At 70.6% G+C, this 21,698-nt stretch carries 21 protein-coding genes and 1 tRNA gene; 12 read left to right on the forward strand and 10 right to left on the reverse strand.

Annotation, left to right across the window (positions count from 1 at the left end; genetic code table 11):
* Positions 1-116: 116 nt before the first annotated feature.
* On the reverse strand, positions 117-920 hold the full coding sequence (locus tag ACZ7GZ_RS32090) for an exodeoxyribonuclease III (protein WP_471029546.1): 804 nt from the start codon (positions 918-920) through the stop codon (positions 117-119).
* Between the two features lie 78 nt (positions 921-998).
* Here ACZ7GZ_RS32090 and ACZ7GZ_RS32095 point away from each other — a divergent pair, with 78 nt between their 5' ends.
* Entirely contained in the window at positions 999-1,475 is a 477-nt protein-coding gene (locus tag ACZ7GZ_RS32095) for a GNAT family N-acetyltransferase (RefSeq protein ID WP_471029548.1), read from the forward strand.
* Positions 1,476-1,524: 49 nt separating this feature from the next.
* Here ACZ7GZ_RS32095 and ACZ7GZ_RS32100 read toward each other — a convergent pair.
* From ACZ7GZ_RS32100 to galU, 7 genes are all read right to left on the reverse strand, one after another.
* Positions 1,525-1,598: transfer RNA gene (locus ACZ7GZ_RS32100), tRNA-Ala, on the reverse strand.
* A 91-nt stretch (positions 1,599-1,689) separates the two neighbouring features.
* Positions 1,690-2,979 (reverse strand): divisome protein SepX/GlpR, encoded by a 1,290-nt coding sequence (gene sepX / locus ACZ7GZ_RS32105; RefSeq protein WP_471029550.1) that lies wholly within the window; start codon positions 2,977-2,979, stop codon positions 1,690-1,692.
* Between the two features lie 173 nt (positions 2,980-3,152).
* Positions 3,153-3,776: a GNAT family N-acetyltransferase gene (locus tag ACZ7GZ_RS32110; RefSeq protein WP_471029552.1), complete on the reverse strand. Its 624-nt coding sequence runs from the start codon at positions 3,774-3,776 to the stop codon at positions 3,153-3,155.
* 20 nt (positions 3,777-3,796) lie between these two features.
* Positions 3,797-4,297: a MogA/MoaB family molybdenum cofactor biosynthesis protein gene (locus tag ACZ7GZ_RS32115; RefSeq protein ID WP_471029553.1), complete on the reverse strand. Its 501-nt coding sequence runs from the start codon at positions 4,295-4,297 to the stop codon at positions 3,797-3,799.
* Entirely contained in the window at positions 4,294-4,773 is a 480-nt protein-coding gene (gene moaC, locus ACZ7GZ_RS32120; protein ID WP_471029555.1) for a cyclic pyranopterin monophosphate synthase MoaC, read from the reverse strand. The genes ACZ7GZ_RS32115 and moaC overlap by 4 nt, the downstream gene beginning before the upstream one ends.
* A gap of 84 nt (positions 4,774-4,857) precedes the next feature.
* Positions 4,858-6,180 carry a molybdotransferase-like divisome protein Glp gene (glp, locus tag ACZ7GZ_RS32125; RefSeq protein ID WP_471029557.1) on the reverse strand — a complete coding sequence of 441 codons (1,323 nt, stop codon included), beginning with the start codon at positions 6,178-6,180 and terminating at the stop codon, positions 4,858-4,860.
* Complete coding sequence (gene galU, locus ACZ7GZ_RS32130) at positions 6,177-7,088, reverse strand: UTP--glucose-1-phosphate uridylyltransferase GalU (RefSeq protein ID WP_471029558.1); 912 nt, start codon at positions 7,086-7,088, stop codon at positions 6,177-6,179. Before galU ends, glp begins: the two co-directional genes overlap by 4 nt.
* A gap of 132 nt (positions 7,089-7,220) precedes the next feature.
* Here galU and ACZ7GZ_RS32135 point away from each other — a divergent pair, with 132 nt between their 5' ends.
* Positions 7,221-7,802, forward strand: coding sequence for a 5-formyltetrahydrofolate cyclo-ligase (locus tag ACZ7GZ_RS32135; protein WP_471029679.1), 582 nt, complete (start codon positions 7,221-7,223; stop codon positions 7,800-7,802).
* A gap of 81 nt (positions 7,803-7,883) precedes the next feature.
* On the opposite strand, the gene ACZ7GZ_RS32140 is transcribed toward ACZ7GZ_RS32135, so the two are convergent.
* Positions 7,884-10,700 (reverse strand): penicillin acylase family protein, encoded by a 2,817-nt coding sequence (locus tag ACZ7GZ_RS32140; protein WP_471029561.1) that lies wholly within the window; start codon positions 10,698-10,700, stop codon positions 7,884-7,886.
* 212 nt (positions 10,701-10,912) lie between these two features.
* Between ACZ7GZ_RS32140 and ACZ7GZ_RS32145 the strand changes: the two genes are divergently transcribed.
* The 6 genes from ACZ7GZ_RS32145 to mscL all read left to right on the forward strand — a co-directional run bounded on the left by ACZ7GZ_RS32145 (position 10,913) and on the right by mscL (position 16,718).
* Positions 10,913-12,418 (forward strand): potassium/proton antiporter, encoded by a 1,506-nt coding sequence (locus ACZ7GZ_RS32145; RefSeq protein WP_471029681.1) that lies wholly within the window; start codon positions 10,913-10,915, stop codon positions 12,416-12,418.
* A 275-nt stretch (positions 12,419-12,693) separates the two neighbouring features.
* Entirely contained in the window at positions 12,694-13,992 is a 1,299-nt protein-coding gene (locus ACZ7GZ_RS32150; RefSeq protein ID WP_471029562.1) for an MFS transporter, read from the forward strand.
* A 67-nt stretch (positions 13,993-14,059) separates the two neighbouring features.
* Entirely contained in the window at positions 14,060-14,380 is a 321-nt protein-coding gene (locus tag ACZ7GZ_RS32155; RefSeq protein WP_471029564.1) for an FmdB family zinc ribbon protein, read from the forward strand.
* 99 nt (positions 14,381-14,479) lie between these two features.
* Positions 14,480-15,313: an S-methyl-5'-thioadenosine phosphorylase gene (locus ACZ7GZ_RS32160; RefSeq protein ID WP_471029565.1), complete on the forward strand. Its 834-nt coding sequence runs from the start codon at positions 14,480-14,482 to the stop codon at positions 15,311-15,313.
* Between the two features lie 145 nt (positions 15,314-15,458).
* Positions 15,459-16,121, forward strand: coding sequence for a hypothetical protein (locus ACZ7GZ_RS32165; protein ID WP_471029566.1), 663 nt, complete (start codon positions 15,459-15,461; stop codon positions 16,119-16,121).
* 138 nt (positions 16,122-16,259) lie between these two features.
* Positions 16,260-16,718 carry a large conductance mechanosensitive channel protein MscL gene (mscL, locus tag ACZ7GZ_RS32170; RefSeq protein ID WP_471029567.1) on the forward strand — a complete coding sequence of 153 codons (459 nt, stop codon included), beginning with the start codon at positions 16,260-16,262 and terminating at the stop codon, positions 16,716-16,718.
* A gap of 19 nt (positions 16,719-16,737) precedes the next feature.
* Here mscL and ACZ7GZ_RS32175 read toward each other — a convergent pair whose 3' ends face one another.
* Positions 16,738-16,914: a hypothetical protein gene (locus ACZ7GZ_RS32175; RefSeq protein WP_471029568.1), complete on the reverse strand. Its 177-nt coding sequence runs from the start codon at positions 16,912-16,914 to the stop codon at positions 16,738-16,740.
* 135 nt (positions 16,915-17,049) lie between these two features.
* On the opposite strand from ACZ7GZ_RS32175, the gene ACZ7GZ_RS32180 reads away from it, so the two are divergent.
* The 4 genes from ACZ7GZ_RS32180 to ACZ7GZ_RS32195 all read left to right on the forward strand — a co-directional run bounded on the left by ACZ7GZ_RS32180 (position 17,050) and on the right by ACZ7GZ_RS32195 (position 21,677).
* Complete coding sequence (locus tag ACZ7GZ_RS32180) at positions 17,050-18,288, forward strand: low temperature requirement protein A (RefSeq protein ID WP_471029570.1); 1,239 nt, start codon at positions 17,050-17,052, stop codon at positions 18,286-18,288.
* Positions 18,289-18,328: 40 nt separating this feature from the next.
* Complete coding sequence (locus ACZ7GZ_RS32185) at positions 18,329-19,360, forward strand: P1 family peptidase (RefSeq protein WP_471029571.1); 1,032 nt, start codon at positions 18,329-18,331, stop codon at positions 19,358-19,360.
* 195 nt (positions 19,361-19,555) lie between these two features.
* Positions 19,556-20,773, forward strand: coding sequence for a L,D-transpeptidase (locus ACZ7GZ_RS32190; protein WP_471029573.1), 1,218 nt, complete (start codon positions 19,556-19,558; stop codon positions 20,771-20,773).
* Positions 20,774-20,930: 157 nt separating this feature from the next.
* On the forward strand, positions 20,931-21,677 hold the full coding sequence (locus ACZ7GZ_RS32195) for a DUF6227 family protein (protein ID WP_471029574.1): 747 nt from the start codon (positions 20,931-20,933) through the stop codon (positions 21,675-21,677).
* Positions 21,678-21,698 lie beyond the last annotated feature (21 nt).

Consider the following 21,698-nt stretch of genomic DNA (forward strand, 5'->3'; position numbering starts at 1 on the left):
GCACCCAAGGTGGGGGAAAAGGGGACCTCCCCTTCGCTCTCCCCCTTCCCCCCCCCAGGAAAACAGGCAAACAACCCCCCCCCCCCCCCCCCCCCCCCCCCCCCCCCCCCCCCCGCCTAGAGGTCGTAGACGACGGTCACCGGCGCGTGGTCGGACCAGCGCTCGGCGTGCGTGGCCGCGCGCTCGACGAAGCCCTTGACGGCCTTGCCGGCGAGACGGGGCGTGGCGACGTGGTAGTCGATACGCCATCCGGAGTCGTTGTCGAAGGCGCGCCCCCGGTACGACCACCAGGTGTAGGGCCCGTCGACGTCGGGGTGCAGGGCCCGCACGACGTCGACATAGCCGCCCTCCTCGGCGGCGAGCACCTGGCCGAGCCACTCGCGCTCCTCGGGCAGGAAGCCGGAGTTCTTGGTGTTGGCACGCCAGTTCTTGAGGTCGGCCTGCTGGTGGGCGATGTTCCAGTCACCGCACACGACCACCTCGCGGCCGTCGGCGGCGGCCCGCTCGCGCAGTTCCTTGAGGTAGCCGAGGAACTCGCCCATGAAGCGGACCTTCTCGTCCTGCCGCTCGGTACCGACCTCACCGGAGGGCAGATAGAGGGAGGCGACGGTGACGCCGGGCAGGTCGGCCTCGACGTAGCGCCCGCTGCCGTCGAACTCGGCCGAGCCGAAACCGACGCGGACGCGGTCGGGCTCACGCCGGGTGTAGAGGGAGACACCCGCGCGGCCCTTGGCGGCCGCCGGGGCGTGCACGACGTGCCAGCCGTCGGGCAGCCGCACCTCCTCGGGCAGCTGGTGCGGCTCGGCGCGCACCTCCTGCAGGCAGACGACGTCCGCGGAGGTCTGCGCGAGCCACTCCACGAAGCCCTTCTTGGCGGCGGCTCGCAGTCCGTTCACGTTCACCGAGGTCACAGTCAGCACCAGGGCACGATACCGGCACACTGGTCGGGGCCCGGAAAGCCCCGTACCCGACCTCCGCATAGAAGTACGATGCCCAGCATGCATATACGCCGTGTCCGTTTCGACCACCCCGATGCCTTGAAGCTCAACGACGAGGTCCAGAGCGAGTACGCCGAGCGTTACGGCGACGCCGGGGACGCCACCGTTCTCGACACGGCGGACTTCGACCCGCCCCACGGCGTCTATCTGATCGCGTACGACGACTTCGACCGCCCCGTGGCCACCGGCGGCTGGCGCAGCCAGGACCGCAACGAGGAGGGCAACGAGGACGGCGACGCCGAGCTCAAGCGCATGTTCGTGATCGCGGAGATGCGCGGGCGGGGTCTCGCACGCCGCATGCTCACGGCCCTGGAGGAGGACGCCCGCATGGCCGGACGCGTCCGCATGGTCCTGGAGACGGGCTCCAAGCAGCCGGAGGCCATCGCCCTGTACACCTCCAGCGGCTACGAGCCGTGCGCCAAGTTCGGCTACTACCGCCACCACGAGGAGAGCCGCTGCTTCGCGAAGAAGCTGTAGACACGATGAAGCCCCAGTCGGCTCTCGCCGACTGGGGCTTCATGCTGCGTGGACCTGAGGGGATTTGAACCCCTGGCCCCCTCGATGCGAACGAGGTGCGCTACCGGACTGCGCCACAGGCCCTTGCAACGAGTGAAACTTTAGCATCCCGATCGGGGTGCTTGGAAATCCGCTCCCTGACTGGTCAGCGCGCCTTCCCGAAGTGTGGCGGCCGTCACTCGTTGGCCGCGCGCGGGCGGTCGCCGTCCTCGTACTGGTCGAAGAGGGGCGTGCCGCCACGCTCGCGCGCCCGGCGCGCGGAGGCCGCGCGGCGCGCGTCGCTGCGACCGCCGGCCGGCCTGCCCTCGGCCGCGGGCGCCGGCTCGGCCGCCCCGGCCTGCGGCGCGTGGCTCGCCTCGTGCTCCGGAGCGACCGAGCTGGAGCGCGCCGAACTCCATGTGCCGGGTGCTCCCAGATCCACGTCGGACGTGGCACGCGGCGCGACCGGCGCGGTCACATACGTCGGCAGGGGCACCGGCACCGGGTCCCAGCTGTCCCCTCCGGGGCGCCGCTGCCGCTCGCGCTGCTGGTCGACCCACTCGGCATGGTCCGTCTGCTCGACCAGGGCGCGCCGGTCCGCGGCGAGCGCGGCGAGCCCGGTGTCCGTCTCGGCCTGATGGGCCTCCCCCGTTTCGTCCGCCCCGGGGCCCGTCTCGATGGGCGCGCGCCGACGCGGCTGGCGCTCACGCAGCCGCTGGGCGGCGTCCTCGGCGCGCTGGCGGTCCATCTGGTACGCGAAGCGACGGCGCTCCTGGGAGCGCAGATAGGCGATGTACGCGCTGAGCAGCATGGCCGGTACGGCCGGTGCCCACAGGAAGGTGAGCCCGCCGACGGCGGCGACGATGGCGCCGAACGTGAAGGCGAGGAAGAGCATCACAGTGGTGCGCCGGCGGCGCGCGAGGACCTTCGAGCGCTGGGCACGCGCTGCGGCCGCCTGCGCCGAGGGCGAACGCCGCGCGGGCGGTACACGCTTCTGCGCGGGCACGGTGACGGACGCGGGCGCGGGCGCGGTGCCGGACGGGGACGCGGGCGCGGTGCCGGACGGGGACGCGGGCGCGGTGCCCGGCGCGGGTACAGCGCCGGACGCGGGCGCGGACTTTGGCTTCGGCGCCGGCCCGGCGGCCTTCTCGCGCGCCGGTTCCGCTCTCACGGGCGCGTCGGGTTCGACGTCGGCGTGCACCTGACGGCGAGTCGGAGGCATGGCGAAGGCCCGGACGTCCACCGAGTCGGTGACGGCGTCCGGGTCGCCGGTGTCCGGCTCCCCCTCCTGGGTGGAGCGCGCCCGCAGGTCCTTGGCGTACCGGCGCTCCATTCCCGCCCGTCCGGACAGCAGCCGGATGGCGGTGCTGAAGCGTTCCGTCGGACGGGCCTCGTTCAGCTCGTCCTGCCTACGGAGCCACATCGGCACCAAGTAGGCGGCCCAGGCCCCGACAATGACTGCGTAGATGAGGCCGCTGCTGCTCACGTCTCACACCGTAGAGGGGTTTGCGTGAGGCCATCTGCCAATTGGGCCGGTGTGTCGCACGATCTGGCTGATATTTCCAGCTTCTTTTGCGACCGATGCGATCAGCGGACCGCCGCAGGCACGAATTGAATGACCCTGAGATGGTCAACGGCCGATCAATTTCGAACAGACATTCAATTTCCTGTGCTCTGGGGTTTCTGCCGCACCTGCTGGGATCGTGCCCGCTGCCACCGCGCGAGCAACCCGTCGGGCACCTCTTCCGCGGTGAGCGCGAACACCAGATGGTCGCGCCAGGCCCCGTCGATGTGCAGATAACGCGGCCGGAGCCCCTCCTCCCGGAATCCGAGTTTCTCCACGACCCGGCGGCTGGGCCGGTTCTCGGGGCGAATGCAGACCTCGATGCGGTGCAGTCCGACCGCGCGGAAACAGTGGTCCACCACGAGCGCGACGGCCGTCGGCATCACCCCGCGACCGGCCACGGACTCGTCCACCCAGTAGCCGATGTGCCCCGAGCACATCGACCCCCAGGTGATCCCGGCCACCGTCAACTGCCCGACGAGCTGCCCCTGGTACTCGATGACGAACGGCAGCATCCGGCCCGCGTGAGCCTCGGAGCGCAGGTGCCGGACCATCTGGCGGTAGGTCGGCCGGTGCGCGATCGGCCCGCTCGGCGTGGGCGGCGGAATGGTCGCCTCCCAGGGGCGCAGCCAGTCCCGGTTGCGCCGGTTCACCTCGCGCCAGGCCCGCTGGTCGCGCAGCTTTATCGGCCGGAGGACGACATCGCCGTCCGCCAGCACGACGGGCCACGAAGGGCTGTTCAGCTCGCACCCCCGCTACTGGGTCTGGGATGGTCGCCGCCGCGGATCTGGTCGACGGCATGGACCAGCAGGGGCTCCAGCACGGCGAGGCCGTCCTTCACCCCGCCCGCGGAGCCCGGCAGATTGACGATCAGGGTCCGTCCCGCCACCCCGGCCAGGCCCCGGGAGAGCGCCGCGGTCGGGACCTTCTCCCGTCCGAACGCCCGGATGGCCTCAGCGATGCCCGGCACCTCGTGGTCGATCACCGCGCGGGTCGCCTCGGGCGTGCGGTCGGTGGGCGAGATACCGGTGCCGCCGGTGGTGACGATGACGTCGTACCCGGCGTCGGCTCCCGCGCGCAGGGCCGCCTCCACGGGATCTCCGTCCGCGACGATCCGAGGGCCGTCGACGTCGAACCCCAAGCCCTTCAGGCCGTCGGCGACCAAGGGGCCGCCCTTGTCCTCGTAGACGCCCGCGGCAGCCCTGTTGGAGGCGGTGACCACCAGAGCTCGGTAGGTCATGCCCGGCTCCAGTCGCCCGACTTGCCGCCTGTCTTCTCCTCCACCCGTACGTCCGTGATGACCGCTCCCTTGTCGACCGCCTTGACCATGTCGATCACGGTGAGCGCGGCGACCGTCACGGCGGTGAGGGCCTCCATCTCGACGCCCGTACGGTCCGTCGTCTTCACGGTGGCCCCGATCTCCACGGCGTCGTCCGCGACCGACAGATCCAGTTTCACACCGGACACCGACAACGGGTGGCACAGCGGGATCAGGTCCGGGGTGCGCTTGGCGCCCATGATGCCGGCGATACGCGCGGTGGCGAGTGCGTCCCCCTTGGGCATCCCCTCGCCGCGCAGCAGCTCGACCACGCGGGGTGAGACGAGGACGCGGCCGCTGGCGCGGGCGGTGCGCGCAGTCACGTCCTTCCCGGATACGTCGACCATGCGGGCGGCGCCCGCGTCGTCGATGTGCGTCAGTCGGTCCTCGGTACTCATGGCTGTGGCGCTCCCGGTCCGGGCCCGTCACAGTGCGGTGCACGGGCCTGCTGTGCGCGACACGGTACCGCCAACCAGCAGGGCTCAGCCGAGCAGGACCACTTCCACCTCGGCGCCGGACTCGACGGACTCCACGTCCTCGGGAACGACGATCAGCGCGTCGGCGTGCGCCAGCGCGGCGATCAGGTGCGAGCCGGTACCGCCCACGGGGGTCACCTCGCCGTCGCCGTACGCACCGCGCAGGAACTGCCGGCGCCCGTGGGGCGAGCGCAGCGGCTTGTCCGCCTTCAGGGTGGCCCGGACCCGGGGCCGGTGCACGTCCGTGAGGCCCATCAGGGCGCGGATGGCGGGACGGACGAACAGTTCGAAGGAGACGTACGACGACACGGGGTTGCCCGGCAGAGCCAGCAGCGGCGTGTGGTCGGGGCCGATGGAGCCGAACCCCTGGGGCTTGCCGGGCTGCATGGCGAGCTTGCGGAACTCCACGCCACTGCCCGCCTCGTCCTCGTCACCGGCGTACGACAGCGCCTCCTTGACCACGTCGTACGCCCCCACGCTCACCCCGCCCGTGGTCACCAGCAGGTCGGCGCGGATGAGCTGGTCCTCGATGGTGGAGCGGAGGGTCTCGGCGTCGTCGGCGACGGCACCCACCCGGTAGGCGATGGCGCCGGCGTCCCGCGCGGCCGCGGTCAGGGCGAAGCTGTTGGAGTCGTAGATCTGGCCGCCGGCCAGTTCCTCGCCGGGCTGGACGAGTTCGCCGCCGGTGGACACGACGACCACGCGCGGGCGCGGGTGTACGCGTACCGTCCCGCGGCCGATCGCGGCCAGCAGCGCGATCTGCGGCGGGCCGAGGATCGTCCCGGCCTGAAGGGCGCGGTCGCCGGCCTTCACGTCGCTGCCCTTGGCGCGCACGTGCGCGCGTGCCTCGGCGGGGCGGTGCACGCGGACGTGGCCCTCGGCGCCCTCGGGGGCGAGGCTGCGCGCCCGCATGCCGCTCACCGGGCCTTCGCCGAGTCCGCCGTCGGTCCACTCCACCGGGACGACGGCCTCGGCGCCGGGCGGCAGCGGGGCGCCGGTCATGATGCGGGCGGCCTGGCCGGGGCCCACCCGGACCGGGTCGGCCGCGCCCGCCGCGACGTCACCGACGACCTCCAGGACGGCCGGGAACTCCTCGCTGGCACCGGCGACGTCCGCGACCCGCACCGCGTACCCGTCCATGGAGCTGTTGTCGAACGGCGGCAGGGACACCGGCACCGTGACGTCGTCGACCAGGACGCAGCCCTGGGCGTCGAGCAGTTGCAGCTCGATGGGTTCGAGGGGGTGGACCGTCGAGAGGATGTCCTCCAGGTGGTCGTCCACCGACCACAGCTGGTCCGGCCCGGCGGGGTGGGTCGCGGCGCTGCTCAAGATTGCTGCATCTCCTCGGCTACGTAACTGCGGAGCCAGGACCGGAAGCCCGGGCCCAGGTCTTCACGTTCGCACGCGAGTCTGACGATGGCACGCAGATAGTCGCCCCGGTCGCCGGTGTCATAGCGGCGGCCCTTGAAGACGACACCGTGCACCGGGCCGCCGGCCTTCTCGTCCGTCGCGAGCTGCTGGAGCGCGTCGGTGAGCTGGATCTCGCCACCGCGGCCCGGCTCGGTCTCGCGCAGTACGTCGAAGATGTGCGGGTCGAGGACGTAACGGCCGATGACCGCGTAGTTCGACGGGGCATCCGCCACCTCCGGCTTCTCGACCAGACCGGTGACCCGTACGACGTCACCGTCGGCGGTCGGCTCCACGGCCGCGCAGCCGTAGAGGTGGATTTGCTCGGGCGCGACCTCCATGAGGGCGATCACGCTGCCCCCGTGCCGCTCCTGCACCTCGATCATGCGCTGCAGAAGCGGGTCGCGCGGGTCGATCAGGTCGTCGCCCAGGAGCACCGCGAACGGCTCGTGGCCGACGTGCGGGGCGGCGCACAGCACCGCGTGGCCCAGGCCCCTGGGGTCGCCCTGGCGCACGTAGTGCATGGTCGCCAGGTCGCTGGACTCCTGCACCTTGGCGAGCCGTTCGGCGTCGCCCTTCTTCCCGAGCGCCGACTCCAGCTCGTAGTTGCGGTCGAAGTGGTCCTCGAGCGGGCGCTTGTTGCGTCCGGTGACCATGAGCACGTCGTCGAGCCCCGCCGACACGGCCTCCTCGACCACGTACTGGATCGCCGGCTTGTCCACGACCGGCAGCATCTCCTTGGGAGTGGCCTTGGTCGCCGGCAGGAACCGGGTACCCAGGCCGGCCGCGGGAATGACAGCCTTGCTGATCCTCGGGTGCGAGTGAGTCATGCCCGCAACCTTATCCGGTGCCTTTGCAGGGAATCTGTGGCTCTGGTTGGTTGACCCTTATATGGCCGCATCGGAAGGGTGCAAGGACGAGCCGTGGAACACGACGGACGCGCGAGCGAGCCTGACAAGCGGATGTTGCGGCGGGAGTTCCTCTCGGTGAGGAACAGGTTGACGGCCGATGACGTCGACGAGACGGGCCGCGCGCTGGCGGAGCGCGCGCTGGAACTGCCCGAGCTGGCGCGTGCGCGCACGGTGGCGGCGTACGTCTCGGTGGGCGGCGAGCCCGGCACGGGGGCGCTGCTGGACGCGCTGCGCGCGCGGGGCGTACGGGTCCTGCTCCCGGCGCTCCTGCCCGACAATGACCTGGACTGGGGCGCATACGCCGGCCCGGGCTCCCTTGCGCGGGTCCAACACGGCGGGAAGATGGCGCTTCTCGAGCCCTCCGGCGCGCGTCTCGGTCCGGACGCCGTGACGGCCGCGGACGTGGTGCTGCTGCCCGGGCTCGCGGTCGACGCGCGCGGGATGCGGCTGGGACGCGGCGGAGGATCGTACGACCGCGTACTGGCCCGTCTCGAGCGCGCGGGCGCACGCCCCCGGCTCGTGGTGCTCCTGTACGACTCGGAGGTCGTCGCACACGTCCCTGCGGAGGCGCACGACAAGCCGGTGCACGCGGTGGTGACACCCTCCGGCGTGCGCCGCTTCCCGAGCGCCTGACCGGACGCACGGTGCGCGAAACGGCCCTCCACGCGTGTGTGGAGGGCCGTTTTCCGCCGCCGTGCCGGTGCCGTCAGCAGCTCACGGCTTGAGGACGAGCGTGTCGCTCGTGCTCTTGTCGACCGCCTTGTCCGAAAACGACCAGGGCAGCAGTTCGCCCTTGGCCCACAGGCCCGTCTGGTCCGTGTAGTGCGCGCTGAACGCGTGCCCGGAGGCACCGGTCAGGTTGATCCACCTGGACTTGTCGAAGTCGGCGAGGCTGACGACCATCCGCATGGACGGCACCCAGACGACGTTGTAGCCGCCGGCGGCGTTCCAGCCGGTCGCGTTCACCGTGGCCTCGCCGCCGCTGAGCTTCCACGGGCCGCGGTTGAGGATGTACTGCAGCACCTGGGGGCCGTCGGTGCCGAGCGTCTGGTTCTTCAGGAACAGGCGGTGCAGCCGGCCCCAGCTCCAGGTGTCGATGTCCTTGCCGAGCTTGGCGGTCAGCTCCCAGCGGGCGTCGATCATGGCGCGGGCGAAGAGCTGGTCCACGTTGTTCGCCGCAGGACGCGTGCCCGACTTGGGCGTCTTCCACCAGTCGCTGTTCGGCTTCTCCATCAGGGTGCGCACGACCTCGAACCAGCGGTCGCCGCCGTCCGGCTGCGCCTGGTCGGCGTCACGCTGGCCGCATTCGCGCACCTTGGCGTCGTCGTCGACCGGACCGGTGCTGTCGATCTTGTCGACCCACAGGCACTGTCCCTTGACGCGCAGCTCCTTGGGGAGCTTGTTGCCGAAGGAGAGCTTGAGGATGTTGCGCCAGACGGCGTTGAAGTAGGCGGCTGCCGCCGAGTCGGCGTCCTGGGTGTAGTCCCAGCCCTCCAGCAGCTTCTGCGCGTCGCGCACGTCCTTGTCGTCGAGGTTGATCTTCAGCAGCTTCGGCACCAGGAGCTTGGCGATCTCGCTGCTGTTGTCCAGCTGCATCTGCCGCATGTCGTCGGGCGAGATCTTGCCACCGTTGTTGATCTTGGATTCGATCAGGTCGGCGATGCGCTGGCTGCGGGTGCCGTAGCCCCAGTCGGTGGTGAGGGTGTACGGGTACTTGCCCTTGTCGACCACGGCCTGGTTGGCGGTGACGATGTAGCCGCGCTTGGGATCGAACTCGTAGGGCAGCTCGTCCTGCTTGACGAAGCCGGTCCAGCGGTACTTCGACTCCCATCCCGGCGCCGGGACGGAGCCGTCGTCGGCGGCGGAGCGCGTGGGGATCCTGCCGGGCAGCGTGTAGCCGATGTGGTTGTCGGTGTCGGCGTAGACCAGGTTCTGCGAAGGCACGTCGAACAGGGCGGCCGCCTGGCGGAAGTCGCTCCAGTCCGCCGCCCTGTCGAGGGCGAAGACGGCGTCCATGGAGGTGCCCGGGTCGAGCGCGGTCCACCTCAGGGCGATGCCGTAGCCGTCGCCGCGGTCGGGTGCGGCGGTGTTGACGGTGGCCTTCTTGCCGACCTCGACGAGTTCGTCGTCACGGTCGGACAGCAGTGGCATCCCGTCCTGCGTCTGGCGCACGACGATCGTCTTGGCGGCGCCGCCGGCGACCTTGATGGTCTCCTCGCGGGTCGTGAACGGCCGGACCTTGCCGTCGTACAGGTATCCGTTCGCGCTCACCTTCTCCAGGTAGAGGTCGCTCACGTCGACCCCGGAGTTGGTCATGCCCCAGGCGATGTTCGCGTTGTGGCCGATGACCACACCGGGCATCCCGGCAAACGTGTAGCCGGTGACGTCGTACTGGCACTTGCTGGAGACGCTGCGGCAGTGCAGGCCCATCTGGTACCAGACGGACGGCAGCGACGCCGACAGGTGCGGGTCGTTGGCGAGCAGCGGTTTCTTGGTGATCGTGTACTTCCCGGCCACCACCCAGGAGTTGGAGCCGATGCCCTGGCCGTTCACACCGACGGCGGTAGGAACGTCGTCCAGGACGCTGTAAAGGCCCCCCAGCTGGCTCCTGAGCGTCGATCCGGTCGCACCCGAGGAGGAAGAGCCTCCCGAGCCCGCCGTGCGCCCAGAGGCGCCCGTGGCGCCGCCGGTCGTGCCGGACGCGGCTGTCGTGCCGGCGCCCTGGGAGGTGCCTGCGGCGCCACCCTGCTGGAAGGACTTGGTCAGCGCGTTGTACTGGCCCTCCTGCACGATCGGCTTGTTGCGGCTGTAGGGGTACTCCGGGTACAGGTCCTGGATCTGCTGCGGGCCGAGCCGGCTGGCCATCAGGGCCCGGTCGATCTCGTCCTGCATGTTGCCGCGCAGGTCCCAGGCCATCGCCTTCAGCCAGGAGACGGAGTCGACCGGGGTCCACTTCTCCGGCATGTAGTCGTTGGTGAAGCCCAGGGCGGCGTACTCCAGGGAGATGTCCTTGCCGCCCTTGCCCTGGAGGTAGGCGTTGACCCCCTTGGCGTACGCCTGGAGGTTCTTCTTCGTGGAGGCCGACAGCTTGGTGTCGTACTCCCGCTTGGCGATCCGGTCCCAGCCGAGCGTGCGCAGGAACTCGTCGTTCTTGACCTGGCTCTTGCCGAACATCTCCGACAGGCGCCCGGACGTCATGTGCCGGCGTACGTCCATCTCCCAGAACCGGTCCTGCGCCTGGACGTACCCCTGCGCCATGAACAGGTCCTCGTCGGAGGACGCGTAGATCTGCGGGATGCCGTTGCCGTCCCGCTTGACGTCGACCGGCCCCGACAGGCCGTCGAGCGTGATCGAACCCGTGGTCTGCGGGAAGGAGGCGCGGACGGTGCTGATCGACCAGTACGCCCCGTAGGCGATGCCTCCGATGATGGCCAGTACCAGCACCAGCACGACCAATCGGGCTTTGCGCCCCTTCTTCCTGCCGGACTTGGCGGGCTTGTCACCCGTTGTGGCGGTGGTGTTGGGGGGCATCGCTGTCCTTGCTGTCCTAACGCGAGCGGCAGGTCGGGCTGTGACTTTGAATGAGCGCTGGAGCAACCATAGGCGCAGGGCCCCGTCCCGCTTGACGCGGAGTCGGGAACCAGCGCGCACGAGCGTTCGATCTTGCCTCGCCGAGCGTCAAGAAAGCGTCAAGAGTTAGGTAAGGTAACGAAGTAACCGGAGATCTCAGGGAGGGACCGCCACTGACTGTTCACCACCTCAACCAGCTCCTGCTCGTCTGCTCCGTGGTCCTGCTCGTCGCCGTGGCGGCCGTGCGGATCTCCTCCCGCAGCGGGCTCCCCAGCCTGCTCGTCTACCTGGCGATCGGCGTCCTCATGGGCCAGGACGGCATCGGCGAGATCCACTTCAACAGCGCCGCGCTGACCCAGGTCATGGGGTACGCGGCTCTGGTCGTGATCCTCGCCGAGGGCGGTCTCGGCACGAAGTGGAAGGCGATCAGGCCGGTCCTGTCGTCCGCTTCCGTCCTGGCGACCGCCGGAGTCGCCGTGAGTGTGGGGGTCACCGCGGCGGGCGCCCACTATCTGATCGGGCTGGAGTGGCGGCAGGCGCTCATCGTCGGCGCTGTGGTGTCGTCGACGGACGCGGCGGCGGTCTTCTCGGTGCTGCGCCGAGTTCCCCTCCCCGCGCGCGTGACGGGCACGCTGGAAGCGGAGTCCGGCTTCAACGACGCCCCGGTGGTCATCCTGGTCGTCGCCTTCTCCACGGCCGGCCCGGTCGAGCATTGGTACGTCCTGCTGGGCGAGATAGCCCTGGAGCTGGCCATCGGCGCCGCCCTGGGGCTCGCCGTGGGCTGGTTCGGCTCCTGGGGACTCAAGCACGTGGCCCTGCCCGCCTCGGGTCTCTATCCGATCGCCGTGATGGCCATCGCCGTCACCGCGTACGCCGCCGGCGCCCTGGCGCACGGCAGCGGCTTCCTGGCCGTCTACCTGGCCTCGATGGTCCTCGGCAACGCCAAGCTGCCCCACTGGCCCGCCACACGCGGCTTCGCCGAGGGGCTCGGCTGGATCGCGCAGATCGGCATGTTCGTTGTACTCGGCCTGCTGGTCACCCCGCACGAGCTGGGCGACGACGTGTGGCCCGCCCTCGTCATCGGGCTCGTCCTGACCATGGTGGCCCGTCCGCTGAGCGTGGTGCTCAGCCTGGCGCCGTTCCGCATGCCGTGGCAGGAGCAGACCCTGATGTCGTGGGCGGGACTGCGCGGCGCCGTGCCCATCATCCTGGCAACCATCCCGATGGTGAACGGCGTCACCGGCAGCCGCCGCATCTTCAACATCGTCTTCGTGCTGGTCGTGGTCTACACCCTCGTCCAGGGGCCGACCCTGCCGTGGCTGGCGCGCACGCTGCGCCTGGGCGAGCAGGGCGAGGCCTCCGACCTGGGGATCGAGTCGGCACCGCTGGAGCGGCTGCGCGGGCACCTGCTGTCCATCTCGATCCCGGAGGGCTCCCGGATGCACGGTGTCGAGGTCAGCGAGCTGCGCCTGCCGCCCGGGGCCGCCGTGACGCTCGTCGTCCGCGAAGAAGAATCGTTCGTTCCGATGCCCACGACCGTGCTGCGCCGGGGCGACGAGTTGCTCGTCGTCGCCACCGACCCGGTGCGCGACGCGGCGGAACGGCGTCTGCGCGCGGTCGCCCACGGCGGCAAGCTGGCGGGCTGGCTGGGCACCGACGGGGCGGGCAGCTTGCGTTAAGGGCGCGTTTCGGGCGGTTCACACCCCGTGAAATCACAGGTGACCCCCGCTCGTGGTGCTCGTTTTCACAGCCTTGGGCGGCGCTGATCCCTGTAGCATGAAGGCGCACCCTGATCGAACCAACTCTGCCTGACGCAGAGCTGGCGCGACCGTATGGCGGCCGGGTCCCCCCACCCGCAGTGGGCGCCGGCATCTACCGCAGTCCGCGCAAGAGGACAGCTCTCGGCACCCGGGCCCACACGGCCCGCGCTACCAGGCGGCAGAAAGGCACGGCCGTGGGATCCACGGTCACCACCACCGAACCGGAGAAGACCTCGCCGGCCTCTTCCCGCCCGGGATACGGACAGCTGCTGCGCACCCGCGGCGCCTGGACCTTCCTGCTCCCCGGTTTCGCGGCGCGCCAGCCGTTCGCGATGCTCACCCTCTCCATCGTGCTGCTCGTGCAGCACACCACCGGCTCGTACGGCGCCGCGGGCGCCACGGCGGCCGTCACCGGTGTCTCGATGGCGCTGTTCGCGCCGTACAGCGGTCGCCTCGCCGACCGCTACGGCCAGCGCGCCGTGCTGGTCCCCGGCGTCCTCGTGCACACCCTGGCGGGCCTGTCCCTGACGGCGCTCGCGCTGGCGCACGCGCCCCTGTGGGCGCTGTTCCTGGCGGCCGTGCCCACGGGTGCCTCGGTGCCGCAGGTCGGCCCCATGGTGCGTGCACGCTGGGGCGTGAAGCTGCAGGGCTCGCCCCTGATGACCACCGCGGCGGCGTTCGAGTCCGTCACGGACGAGCTGACCTTCGTCTTCGGTCCGCTGCTGGCGACCGCGCTGTGCACCACCGTGGCTCCGGCCGCGGGTCTGGTCACGGAGGGCGCGCTGACCCTCGTCGGCGGGCTGCTGTTCGCCGCGCAGAAGGGCACGCAGCCGCCGGTGAGCGGTGGGAGCGGGCACGCACGCGTGCAGCACGCCTCCGCCCTGCGCGTGCCCGGCGTGCGCGTCCTGGTGGTGACCTTCCTGGGGATCGGGTCCGTGTTCGGCGGCATGCAGGTCTCGCTGGCGGCGTTCACCGAGTCGATCGGCGAGCCCGGCCTGAACGGTGTCCTGTACGGCGTCTTCGCCGCCGGAAACATGCTGTCCGGCATCGTCTGCGGCGCGATCGCCTGGAAGGTCGCCCCCCAGCGCCGCCTGGTCGTCGGCTACACGGCGCTCGCGATCGTCGCGTCCGCGCTGTGGACGGCGCACTCGGTGCTGCTGCTCGCCGGGCTCGGCCTGCTGGTCGGCATGTGCATCGCGCCGGCGCTGATCACCGGCTACACGCTCGTCGAGGGCCTGGTCCCGGCCGGCGCCCGCACGGAGGCCTTCACCTGGCTGACCGGCGCGGTCGCGCTCGGTCAGGCGGCCGCCGTCACGGTCTCCGGGCAGCTGGAGGACCGGCTGTGGGGCGGTGCGGGGTTCCTGGTGCCGATGGCGGGCACCGTGCTCGCGCTGGTGACCCTGCTGGCGCTGCGGTCGCGGCTGGTCGCGCGGCAGCAGAACCGAACGGTCGCACGTGGCGTCGGTCACCGCGTGCCGGTGACGGTGGACTGATCCCCGGGAATGCGTCACTATGGACCGTCGTTAGCACTCATTGAGTGAGAGTGCCAGGAGGAAGACAGTGCCGACCTACCAGTACCAGTGCACCGAGTGCGGCGAGGGCCTTGAGGCGGTGCAGAAGTTCACCGATGACGCCCTGACCGAGTGCCCGAACTGCAGTGGCCGCCTGAAGAAGGTGTTCTCCGCGGTCGGCATCGTCTTCAAGGGCTCCGGCTTCTACCGCAACGACTCCCGCGGCTCCACGTCGAGCAGCAGCCCGGCGTCGAAGTCGTCGAGCTCGTCCAGCACGTCTTCGTCCGACTCGAAGTCGTCCACGGCATCGTCGTCGACGTCGTCCTCGACGTCGTCCTCGACCGGCTCCACCAGCAGCTCGGCCGCCTGACATCGCTTTCCCGGACCCTGCCGTCGTACGACGGCAGGGTCTTCGGCACTGGTCGGCACCGGCTCCCCCGCGGTTTCGCCGCCCGCTAGTGTGCTGGTCATGGCGAACGCAGAGATCGGCGTAATCGGCGGCTCGGGCTTCTACTCGTTCCTCGACGACGTGACCGAAGTCCAGGTGGACACCCCGTACGGGCCGCCCAGTGACTCCCTCTTCCTCGGCGAGATCGCCGGTCGGCGGGTCGCCTTCCTGCCCCGGCACGGCCGCGGCCACCATCTGCCGCCGCATCGCATCAACTACCGCGCCAACCTGTGGGCGCTGCGCTCCATGGGCGTACGGCAGGTTCTCGGTCCCTGCGCGGTGGGCGGGCTGCAGCCGGAGTACGGGCCCGGCACCCTGCTCGTGCCGGACCAGTTCGTGGACCGTACGAAGTCCCGGGTGCAGACGTACTTCGACGGGTTGCCGCTGCCCGACGGCACCGTGCCGAACGTCGTCCACGTGTCCATGGCCGACCCCTACTGCCCCACCGGACGGGCTGTCGCCCTGAAGGCCGCCCGGGGGCGGGACTGGGAGCCGGTGGACAGCGGCACGCTGGTCGTGATCGAGGGACCGCGCTTCTCTACACGTGCCGAATCGTTGTGGCACCAGGCACAGGGCTGGTCGGTCGTGGGCATGACCGGTCACCCGGAAGCGGCGCTCGCCCGGGAACTGGAGCTGTGCTACACGTCACTGACCCTGGTCACCGACCTGGACGCCGGCGCCGAGACCGGCGAGGGCGTCTCCCATGAAGAGGTGCTGCGGGTGTTCGCGGCCAACGTGGACCGACTGCGCGGCGTGCTGTTCGACGCGGTGGCGGCACTGCCGGAGACCGCGGCACGGGACTGCCTGTGCGTGAACGCGCTCGGCGGAATGGATCCTGGTTTCCAGCTGCCGTAGGGCGCACGCACACCGAGTGGAATTCCCCGTTCGAGTGGGCGAGTTGTCCACAGTCCGTCGGTGATCCACCGGCTCGGGTGGGATTCGGCGCGAGGCCTCATCGTGGCATCGCAAACCGAATTCCTCGTCGCAGGCGGTGATCCCCATGCCCCGGTCCTCGTCGTCCCCCAATCCGCCCTCGCCTCCTCCTCCCCCTCCTTCGCCTTTTCCGTCCATTGCGCCCTCTCCGCGCTCGCGCCCTTCGCACCCGCCGGCCGGCTCGCCCTTCCCGCCTCCCCTCCGGCTCCCGCGTCCGCTGGGCACGGACGCGCCGGCGACCTGTGAGATCCCGCAGTTCCCTCCGGTGCGCGTGCGCGGCGGGCGGTATCAGCTGCAGCGGCTCGTACGGCACCGCAGGCGGGCCATCGCTGCCGGTCTCGCGGTGACCGCGGCCGCGCTCGTCGCCGCAGGGCCGCACAGCAAGGCCGAACCGGACCGCGTGGAACAGTCCCGCGGTCACCGGGTCACGGAGCCCGTACGCCGGCGTGCGGCGGCAAACGTGGTGACAGCGCCGGTGCGGATCGCCGACGCGGCCACGGTCCGCCTCCTACGGCCCGGCGACCGTGTCGACGTCATCGCCGCGGAGGACCCGTCGGCCGGGGGCGTCGCCCGGGTGCTCGCGCGCGGTGTGCGGGTGACCCAAGTGCCCGAGCCCCTGGAGGGCGGGACGGAGAGCGGGGCGCTGGTCGTGTTGTCGGTGCCGCGCACCACGGCGGCACGGCTGGTCGGCGCGAGCGCCACGGCACGCCTGGCGGTGACACTGTGCTGAACCGACTCGGACACTTTCTGCGCGGCTTGCTGCCAAGTCGCTTGACCGAGCGAGGGCACTGGACAGAACGGCGTCACCGTGGCGTAGGTTGCGGAGCGTTTCGTTCCACACCCTGTGCATACGAGGAGAGTCCCCTAGGTGAGCGCGAAGCAGGAACCGAGCGTCTGGCAGGGCTTCAAGGCCTTCCTCATGCGCGGCAACGTCGTCGACCTGGCTGTGGCAGTGGTGATCGGCGCGGCCTTCTCGAACATCGTCAACTCCGTGGTGAAGGGGATCATCAACCCGCTGGTCGGCGCGATCGGCACACAGAACCTGGACAACTACAGCTCGTGCCTGAGCGCCAAGTGCCAAGGGACACACGGCATCCAGCTGATGTGGGGCTCTGTTCTCGGTGCCACGCTGACCTTCCTGATCACCGCGACGGTGGTGTACTTCCTGATGGTGCTGCCGATGTCGAAGTACCTGGCCCGGCAGGCGGCCCGCAAGGCGGCACGGGAGGGCACGAGGGAGGTCGTCGAGGTGACCGAGCTGGAGGTGCTCAAGGAGATCCGCGACGCGCTGGTCGCACAGCGTGGATCGGGGCACGTCGAGCGCTAGCGGCGCTGCTGCGGACGGCTCAGAGGTGGTGGGGCGGCTTCTCGTCGAGGAACCGCTTCAGGTCGGCGGCGCTGTCGCCGTCCGTGCGGTCGCCCCATCCGCGATCGGTGTCGTCCGAGGACTGCTGGTCCAGCGGGTCGTCGAAGACCAGCGCGGGCTTCGGGTCGCGGGGCTCGGATTCCGGGGCGGTGCTCATTCCTCAAGCGTACGGCGCCGGTCCACGCGCCCGTGCACGTCCGGTGCCCCCGGCCGAAGCCGCTTGTGAATGCGTTCACTGTCTGCAGGTGCCTTTACAAGGCCTTCCGGCCGCATTTCTGGTGTGCTGAGAGGCATGACGTCGAGTTCCACTCCGGCGCCCGCCCCCTCGGGCGCGCCGCACTCCTCCGGGCCGCTGCGGCGGCTCACCGCGCGCGGGCGCGACGAGGCGCACCGGGTCTCCTCGCCGCTCGAGCTCTTCTTCGACCTGTGCTTCGTCGTGGCGATCGCGCAGGCGGGTGGGCAACTGGTGCACGCCGTCGCCGAAGGACACGCGGGCGGTGGAACCCTCAACTACGCCATGCAGTTCTTCGCCATCTGGTGGGCCTGGATGAACTTCACCTGGTTCGCCTCGGCGTACGACAACGACGACGCGCTCTACCGGGTCGTCACCCTGGTGCAGATCGCCGGTGTCCTGGTACTGGCGGCCGGCATCTCACGGGCCTTCCAGCAGCACGACTACCTCGTGGTCTGGCTCGGCTACATGATCATGCGGCTGGCCATGGCAACGCAGTGGCTGAGAGTCGCGAGATCCGCCGAGGGCGCGGAGAGAACCACGGCGTTGCGGTACGCCTGCGGCGTGCTGTTGTGCCTGGTCGGCTGGCTCGGACTGGTGCTGTTGCCCGCGCCCGCGCGGCCCTGGGTGTTCCTCGTGATGGCGATCGCGGAGATGTGTGTGCCGCTGTTCGCCGAGAAGGGCCACGGGATCTCCTGGCATCCGCACCACATCGCCGAACGGTACGGTCTGTTCACCATCATCGTGCTCGGCGAGACGATCTCCGCGGCGACCGTCGCCGTGAAGTCGGCCGTGGACGAGCACGACGCACTGGGCGAGTTGCTGCCGATCGCCGCGGGCGGGCTCCTGATCGTCTTCTGCGCATGGTGGATCTACTTCGTGGTGCCCATCCACGGCCACCTGCGCTCCAACAGGCAGGCGTTCCTGTGGGGCTACGGGCACTACCTGATCTTCGCCTCGGCCGCGGCGATCGGCGCCGGCCTGGAGGTGGCGGTGGAACACGCGGTCGGCAAGGCCCACATCTCCGCACTGTCCGCGTCGGCTGCCGTCACGCTGCCCACGGCGCTGTATCTGCTGACCGTCTGGGCGCTGCACTCAAGGCACTTCAAGGTCGGCATCGCCCAGCAGCTGGTACTGCCGGTCACGGCGCTGCTGGTGATCTGCTGCACCTTCCTGGGCGGCTGGGCGGTGCTCGCGGCGGGGCTCGTGGCCTCGGCCGCGGTGGCGACCGGAGTGACGCTGACGGCGCGCATGGTCAACCGGGAGCGTGGGGCGAGCGCCCCCGCTCCGGCAGGCTGAGCCCTCCTCCCCGGTGCCGCGGCAGGCGAGACTGGCCTTCATGACAGTTGACGCAATCACCGACATCGCCGGGGTGCGGGTGGGTCACGCGACCCGCACCGGGGACGGCTGGCTCACCGGCACCACGGTCGTCCTCGCTCCGGAGGGCGGCGCGGTCGTCGCCGTGGACGTGCGCGGCGGTGGCCCCGGTACCAGGGAGACCGATGCACTCGACCCACGCAACTTGGTGCAGCGGGTCGACGCGGTGGTGCTGACCGGTGGCAGCGCATACGGGCTCGACGCGGCGTCCGGGGTGATGGGCTGGCTGGAGGAGCAGCGGCGCGGGGTGCGGGTGGGGGCGGACCCGGCGCACGTCGTGCCGGTCGTGCCCGCCGCGTGCGTCTTCGACCTGGGGCGCGGCGGGAACTTCCGCGCGCGGCCGGACGCGTCCACGGGGCGCGCGGCGGTGGAGGCCGCCGCGGCGAGCGCGCCGGGCGCCCGGGTGGTGCAGGGGTGCGTCGGGGCCGGCACGGGCGCCGTGGCGGGGCGGATCAAGGGCGGGGTGGGCACCGCGAGCACGGTGCTCGACTCTGGGATCACCGTGGCCGCGCTGGTGGTGGTGAACGCTGCGGGGTCGGTGATCGAGCCCGAGACGGGGGCGCTGTACGGGGAGTTGCTTCAGGGGCGCGTGGAGTATCCCGAGGGGCGCGTTCATGAGGACGCACGCCGGCGCCTCGCCGAAGCCGCCGCCGCCGCCAACAGCGCGCCGCCCCCGCTCAACACGACGCTGGCCGTGGTCGCGACCGATGCCGGCCTCTCCAAGGCGCAGGCGCAGAAGCTAGCGGGGACGGCGCACGACGGGATTGCGCGCGCCGTACGGCCGGTACACCTCATGAACGACGGGGACACGGTGTTCGCGCTGGCGACCGGCGCACGCTCGCTGTCTGAGCACCCGTTGGAGCTCAATGACATCCTCGCCGCCGGCGCGGATGTCGTGACGCGCGCGATCGCAGGGGGCGTGCGCGCCGCCGAGTCGGTCGTGGGGCCCGGCGGGACGTGGCCGTCGTACAGCGAGTTGTACGGGGCGCGATAGAGGTGGTGAGGGCGCAGGACCGCGCCCCCATTGCCCGTGCACTCCGCGCGCGTGCCGTGCCGACGGGCTTGAAATGTCGCGGTTCTGTCACGTGATGGCGTTTACGGGGGTTGGAGGGAACCTTCCCGAGCGCCAGTGCGCTCTTTCTTCACGCACTGGAACGGATCACGCACATCACATGAACTGGAGCAGCCCGTGACAACGCCGGACATTGCAGCGCGGCGCGCACTGGGGGCCTGTGCCGCCATGATGGTCGGCGCCCTCACCCTGACCGCCTGCGGTGGCAGCGCCAGCACGACCAGCGACGGCAAGGGTGGCAAGGACTCCCCCAAGACGTCGACGGCGAAGATCGTGATCTCGGCCAAGGACGGTTCGACCGGCGCGTCCATCAACGCGACCGGAGTGAAGGTCAGCGGCGGCAAGCTGACCGACGTGAAGATGACCGTGGCGGGGACGGGGCAGACCGTGGCCGGGGAGGTATCGGCGGACGGCAGCACCTGGAAGCCGAAGCAGCAGTTGGACCGCGGGACGAAGTACGAGATAGGCGCGACGGCGAAGGACGCCGACGGGCGTACCGCTGCGGCCAACTCCATCTTCACCACTGTCACGTCGGCGAACAGCTTCATCGGCACCTACACACCGGACAACGGCAGCACGGTCGGTGTGGGTATGCCGGTGTCGTTCACCTTCGACAAGTCGATCACCGACAAGAAGACCGTGCAGTCGCACATCTCGGTCAACTCCAGCAGTGGTCAGCAGGTGGTCGGGCACTGGTTCGGAGACCGGCGGCTGGACTTCCGGCCGCAGGAGTACTGGAAGGCCGGTTCCAAGGTCACGATGAACATCGACCTGGACGGGGTCGAAGGCGCGAACGGCGTCTACGGGGTGCAGAAGAAGACCGTCTCCTTCACCGTCGGGCGGTCGCAGGTCTCCACGGTCGACGCCAACACGCAGACCATGACCGTGGTGCGGGACGGCAAGACGATCAAGACGGTGCCGATCTCCGCGGGCAGCCCCCAGCACACCACGTACAACGGACAGATGGTGATCGCCGAGAAGTTCGTGCAGACGCGCATGAACGGCTCGACGGTCGGCTTCGGCGGCGAGTACGACATCCCGGACGTGCCGCACGCGATGCGGTTGACGTCGTCGGGGACGTTCATCCACGGCAACTACTGGTACAGCAAGGGCAACCCGCCGTTCGGCCGGGAGGGCACCAGCCACGGCTGCGTCGGCCTCGCGGACGTACAGGGCGCGCAGGGCGCCACGTCCGCCAAGTGGTTCTTCGACAACTCGCTCATCGGGGACGTCGTGATCGTGAAGAACTCCCCCGACACAACCGTCGCCCCGGACAACGGACTCAACGGCTGGAACATGCCGTGGAGCGCCTGGACCGCGGGAAGCTCCGTCTGATCTGCAGACTCTGACACCACGTGAGGCCGCGCGGGAACCTTTCGCGCGGCCCGCGCGTTTTCCCGGCGTACGTTTTCTCGGTTCCCGGACATGATGTCCGACCGAGGGGCTACCGTATGCACCCACAAGGTGACATGCAGCAACGCCGGGAGATGCCGTGAGCGTTCCGTACGAGACAGCAGCGTACGAACCAGCCGAGTCGCCCGAGTCTCCGGAGGAGCATCTCGCGCGGCTCCTCGGCCGTGCCCTGAACTCCTTCGAGCTGCCCGACGAGGTGTTACGGCAGCTCGACTGCGCGCTGGCACAGGACAGTTCGCTGCACTCCGCCTACCACAGCGCGGGGCTGCACCGGGAGACATACCGGCACACCTGGCTCCTCGCCGACGGCTCCGCGGTCACCCTGTGGGAGCTCGTGCACAACCCCACGCCGGGTGGCCCTCCGGAGCACGAGGTGTACGTCGACGAGGAGGAGCTGCAGGCGGCCACCGCGCGGCTCGGAATGGCGCCGGAGACGCCGGAGTTCGAGTTGCCCGCGCTGATGCGGCTGTGGGCGATTCCCGAGCCCCGGCACGTGTTCGCCTCCGACGGCTCGGCGGACCACGCGCGCCGGCTCCTGCGCCGTGCGGAGAACCCGGACCGCCCCGGTGCGGAGACGGCGGCGCTGCTGGCGACGGCGACCGCGCACGAGATCACGCAGGCGTTCGGACGCCCGGGGCGCGCCGGACGCGCGGGACTGAGCTACGCGCTGTACGAGCACGCGTTCCTGCTGCCGGACGACAGCGAGATCTCCCTGTGGGAGGTCGAGCACACGGCGACGCCCGACGGGCGGCACATGTGCGAGGTGTACATGTCGGAGGACGCGGCCCGGGACGCCATGGAGAGGCGCGCGGCGCGGCAGGGGTAGCGCGCGCAGACGGCATGCGCC

The organism is Streptomyces sp. NPDC037288 (assembly GCF_055603265.1).

Excerpts from the sequence above, each read along its gene's own strand:
- ACZ7GZ_RS32140 (WP_471029561.1), bottom strand. The coding sequence starts at position 10,700 with ATGCCCCCCAACACCACCGCCACAACGGGTGACAAGCCCGCCAAGTCC.
- ACZ7GZ_RS32135 (WP_471029679.1), top strand. The coding sequence starts at position 7,221 with ATGTTGCGGCGGGAGTTCCTCTCGGTGAGGAACAGGTTGACGGCCGAT.
- galU (WP_471029558.1), bottom strand. The coding sequence starts at position 7,088 with ATGACTCACTCGCACCCGAGGATCAGCAAGGCTGTCATTCCCGCGGCC.
- ACZ7GZ_RS32095 (WP_471029548.1), top strand. The coding sequence starts at position 999 with ATGCATATACGCCGTGTCCGTTTCGACCACCCCGATGCCTTGAAGCTC.
- moaC (WP_471029555.1), bottom strand. The coding sequence starts at position 4,773 with ATGAGTACCGAGGACCGACTGACGCACATCGACGACGCGGGCGCCGCC.
- ACZ7GZ_RS32160 (WP_471029565.1), top strand. The coding sequence starts at position 14,480 with ATGGCGAACGCAGAGATCGGCGTAATCGGCGGCTCGGGCTTCTACTCG.
- ACZ7GZ_RS32185 (WP_471029571.1), top strand. The coding sequence starts at position 18,329 with ATGACAGTTGACGCAATCACCGACATCGCCGGGGTGCGGGTGGGTCAC.
- ACZ7GZ_RS32180 (WP_471029570.1), top strand. The coding sequence starts at position 17,050 with ATGACGTCGAGTTCCACTCCGGCGCCCGCCCCCTCGGGCGCGCCGCAC.
- ACZ7GZ_RS32165 (WP_471029566.1), top strand. The coding sequence starts at position 15,459 with ATGCCCCGGTCCTCGTCGTCCCCCAATCCGCCCTCGCCTCCTCCTCCC.
- ACZ7GZ_RS32175 (WP_471029568.1), bottom strand. The coding sequence starts at position 16,914 with ATGAGCACCGCCCCGGAATCCGAGCCCCGCGACCCGAAGCCCGCGCTG.
- ACZ7GZ_RS32115 (WP_471029553.1), bottom strand. The coding sequence starts at position 4,297 with ATGACCTACCGAGCTCTGGTGGTCACCGCCTCCAACAGGGCTGCCGCG.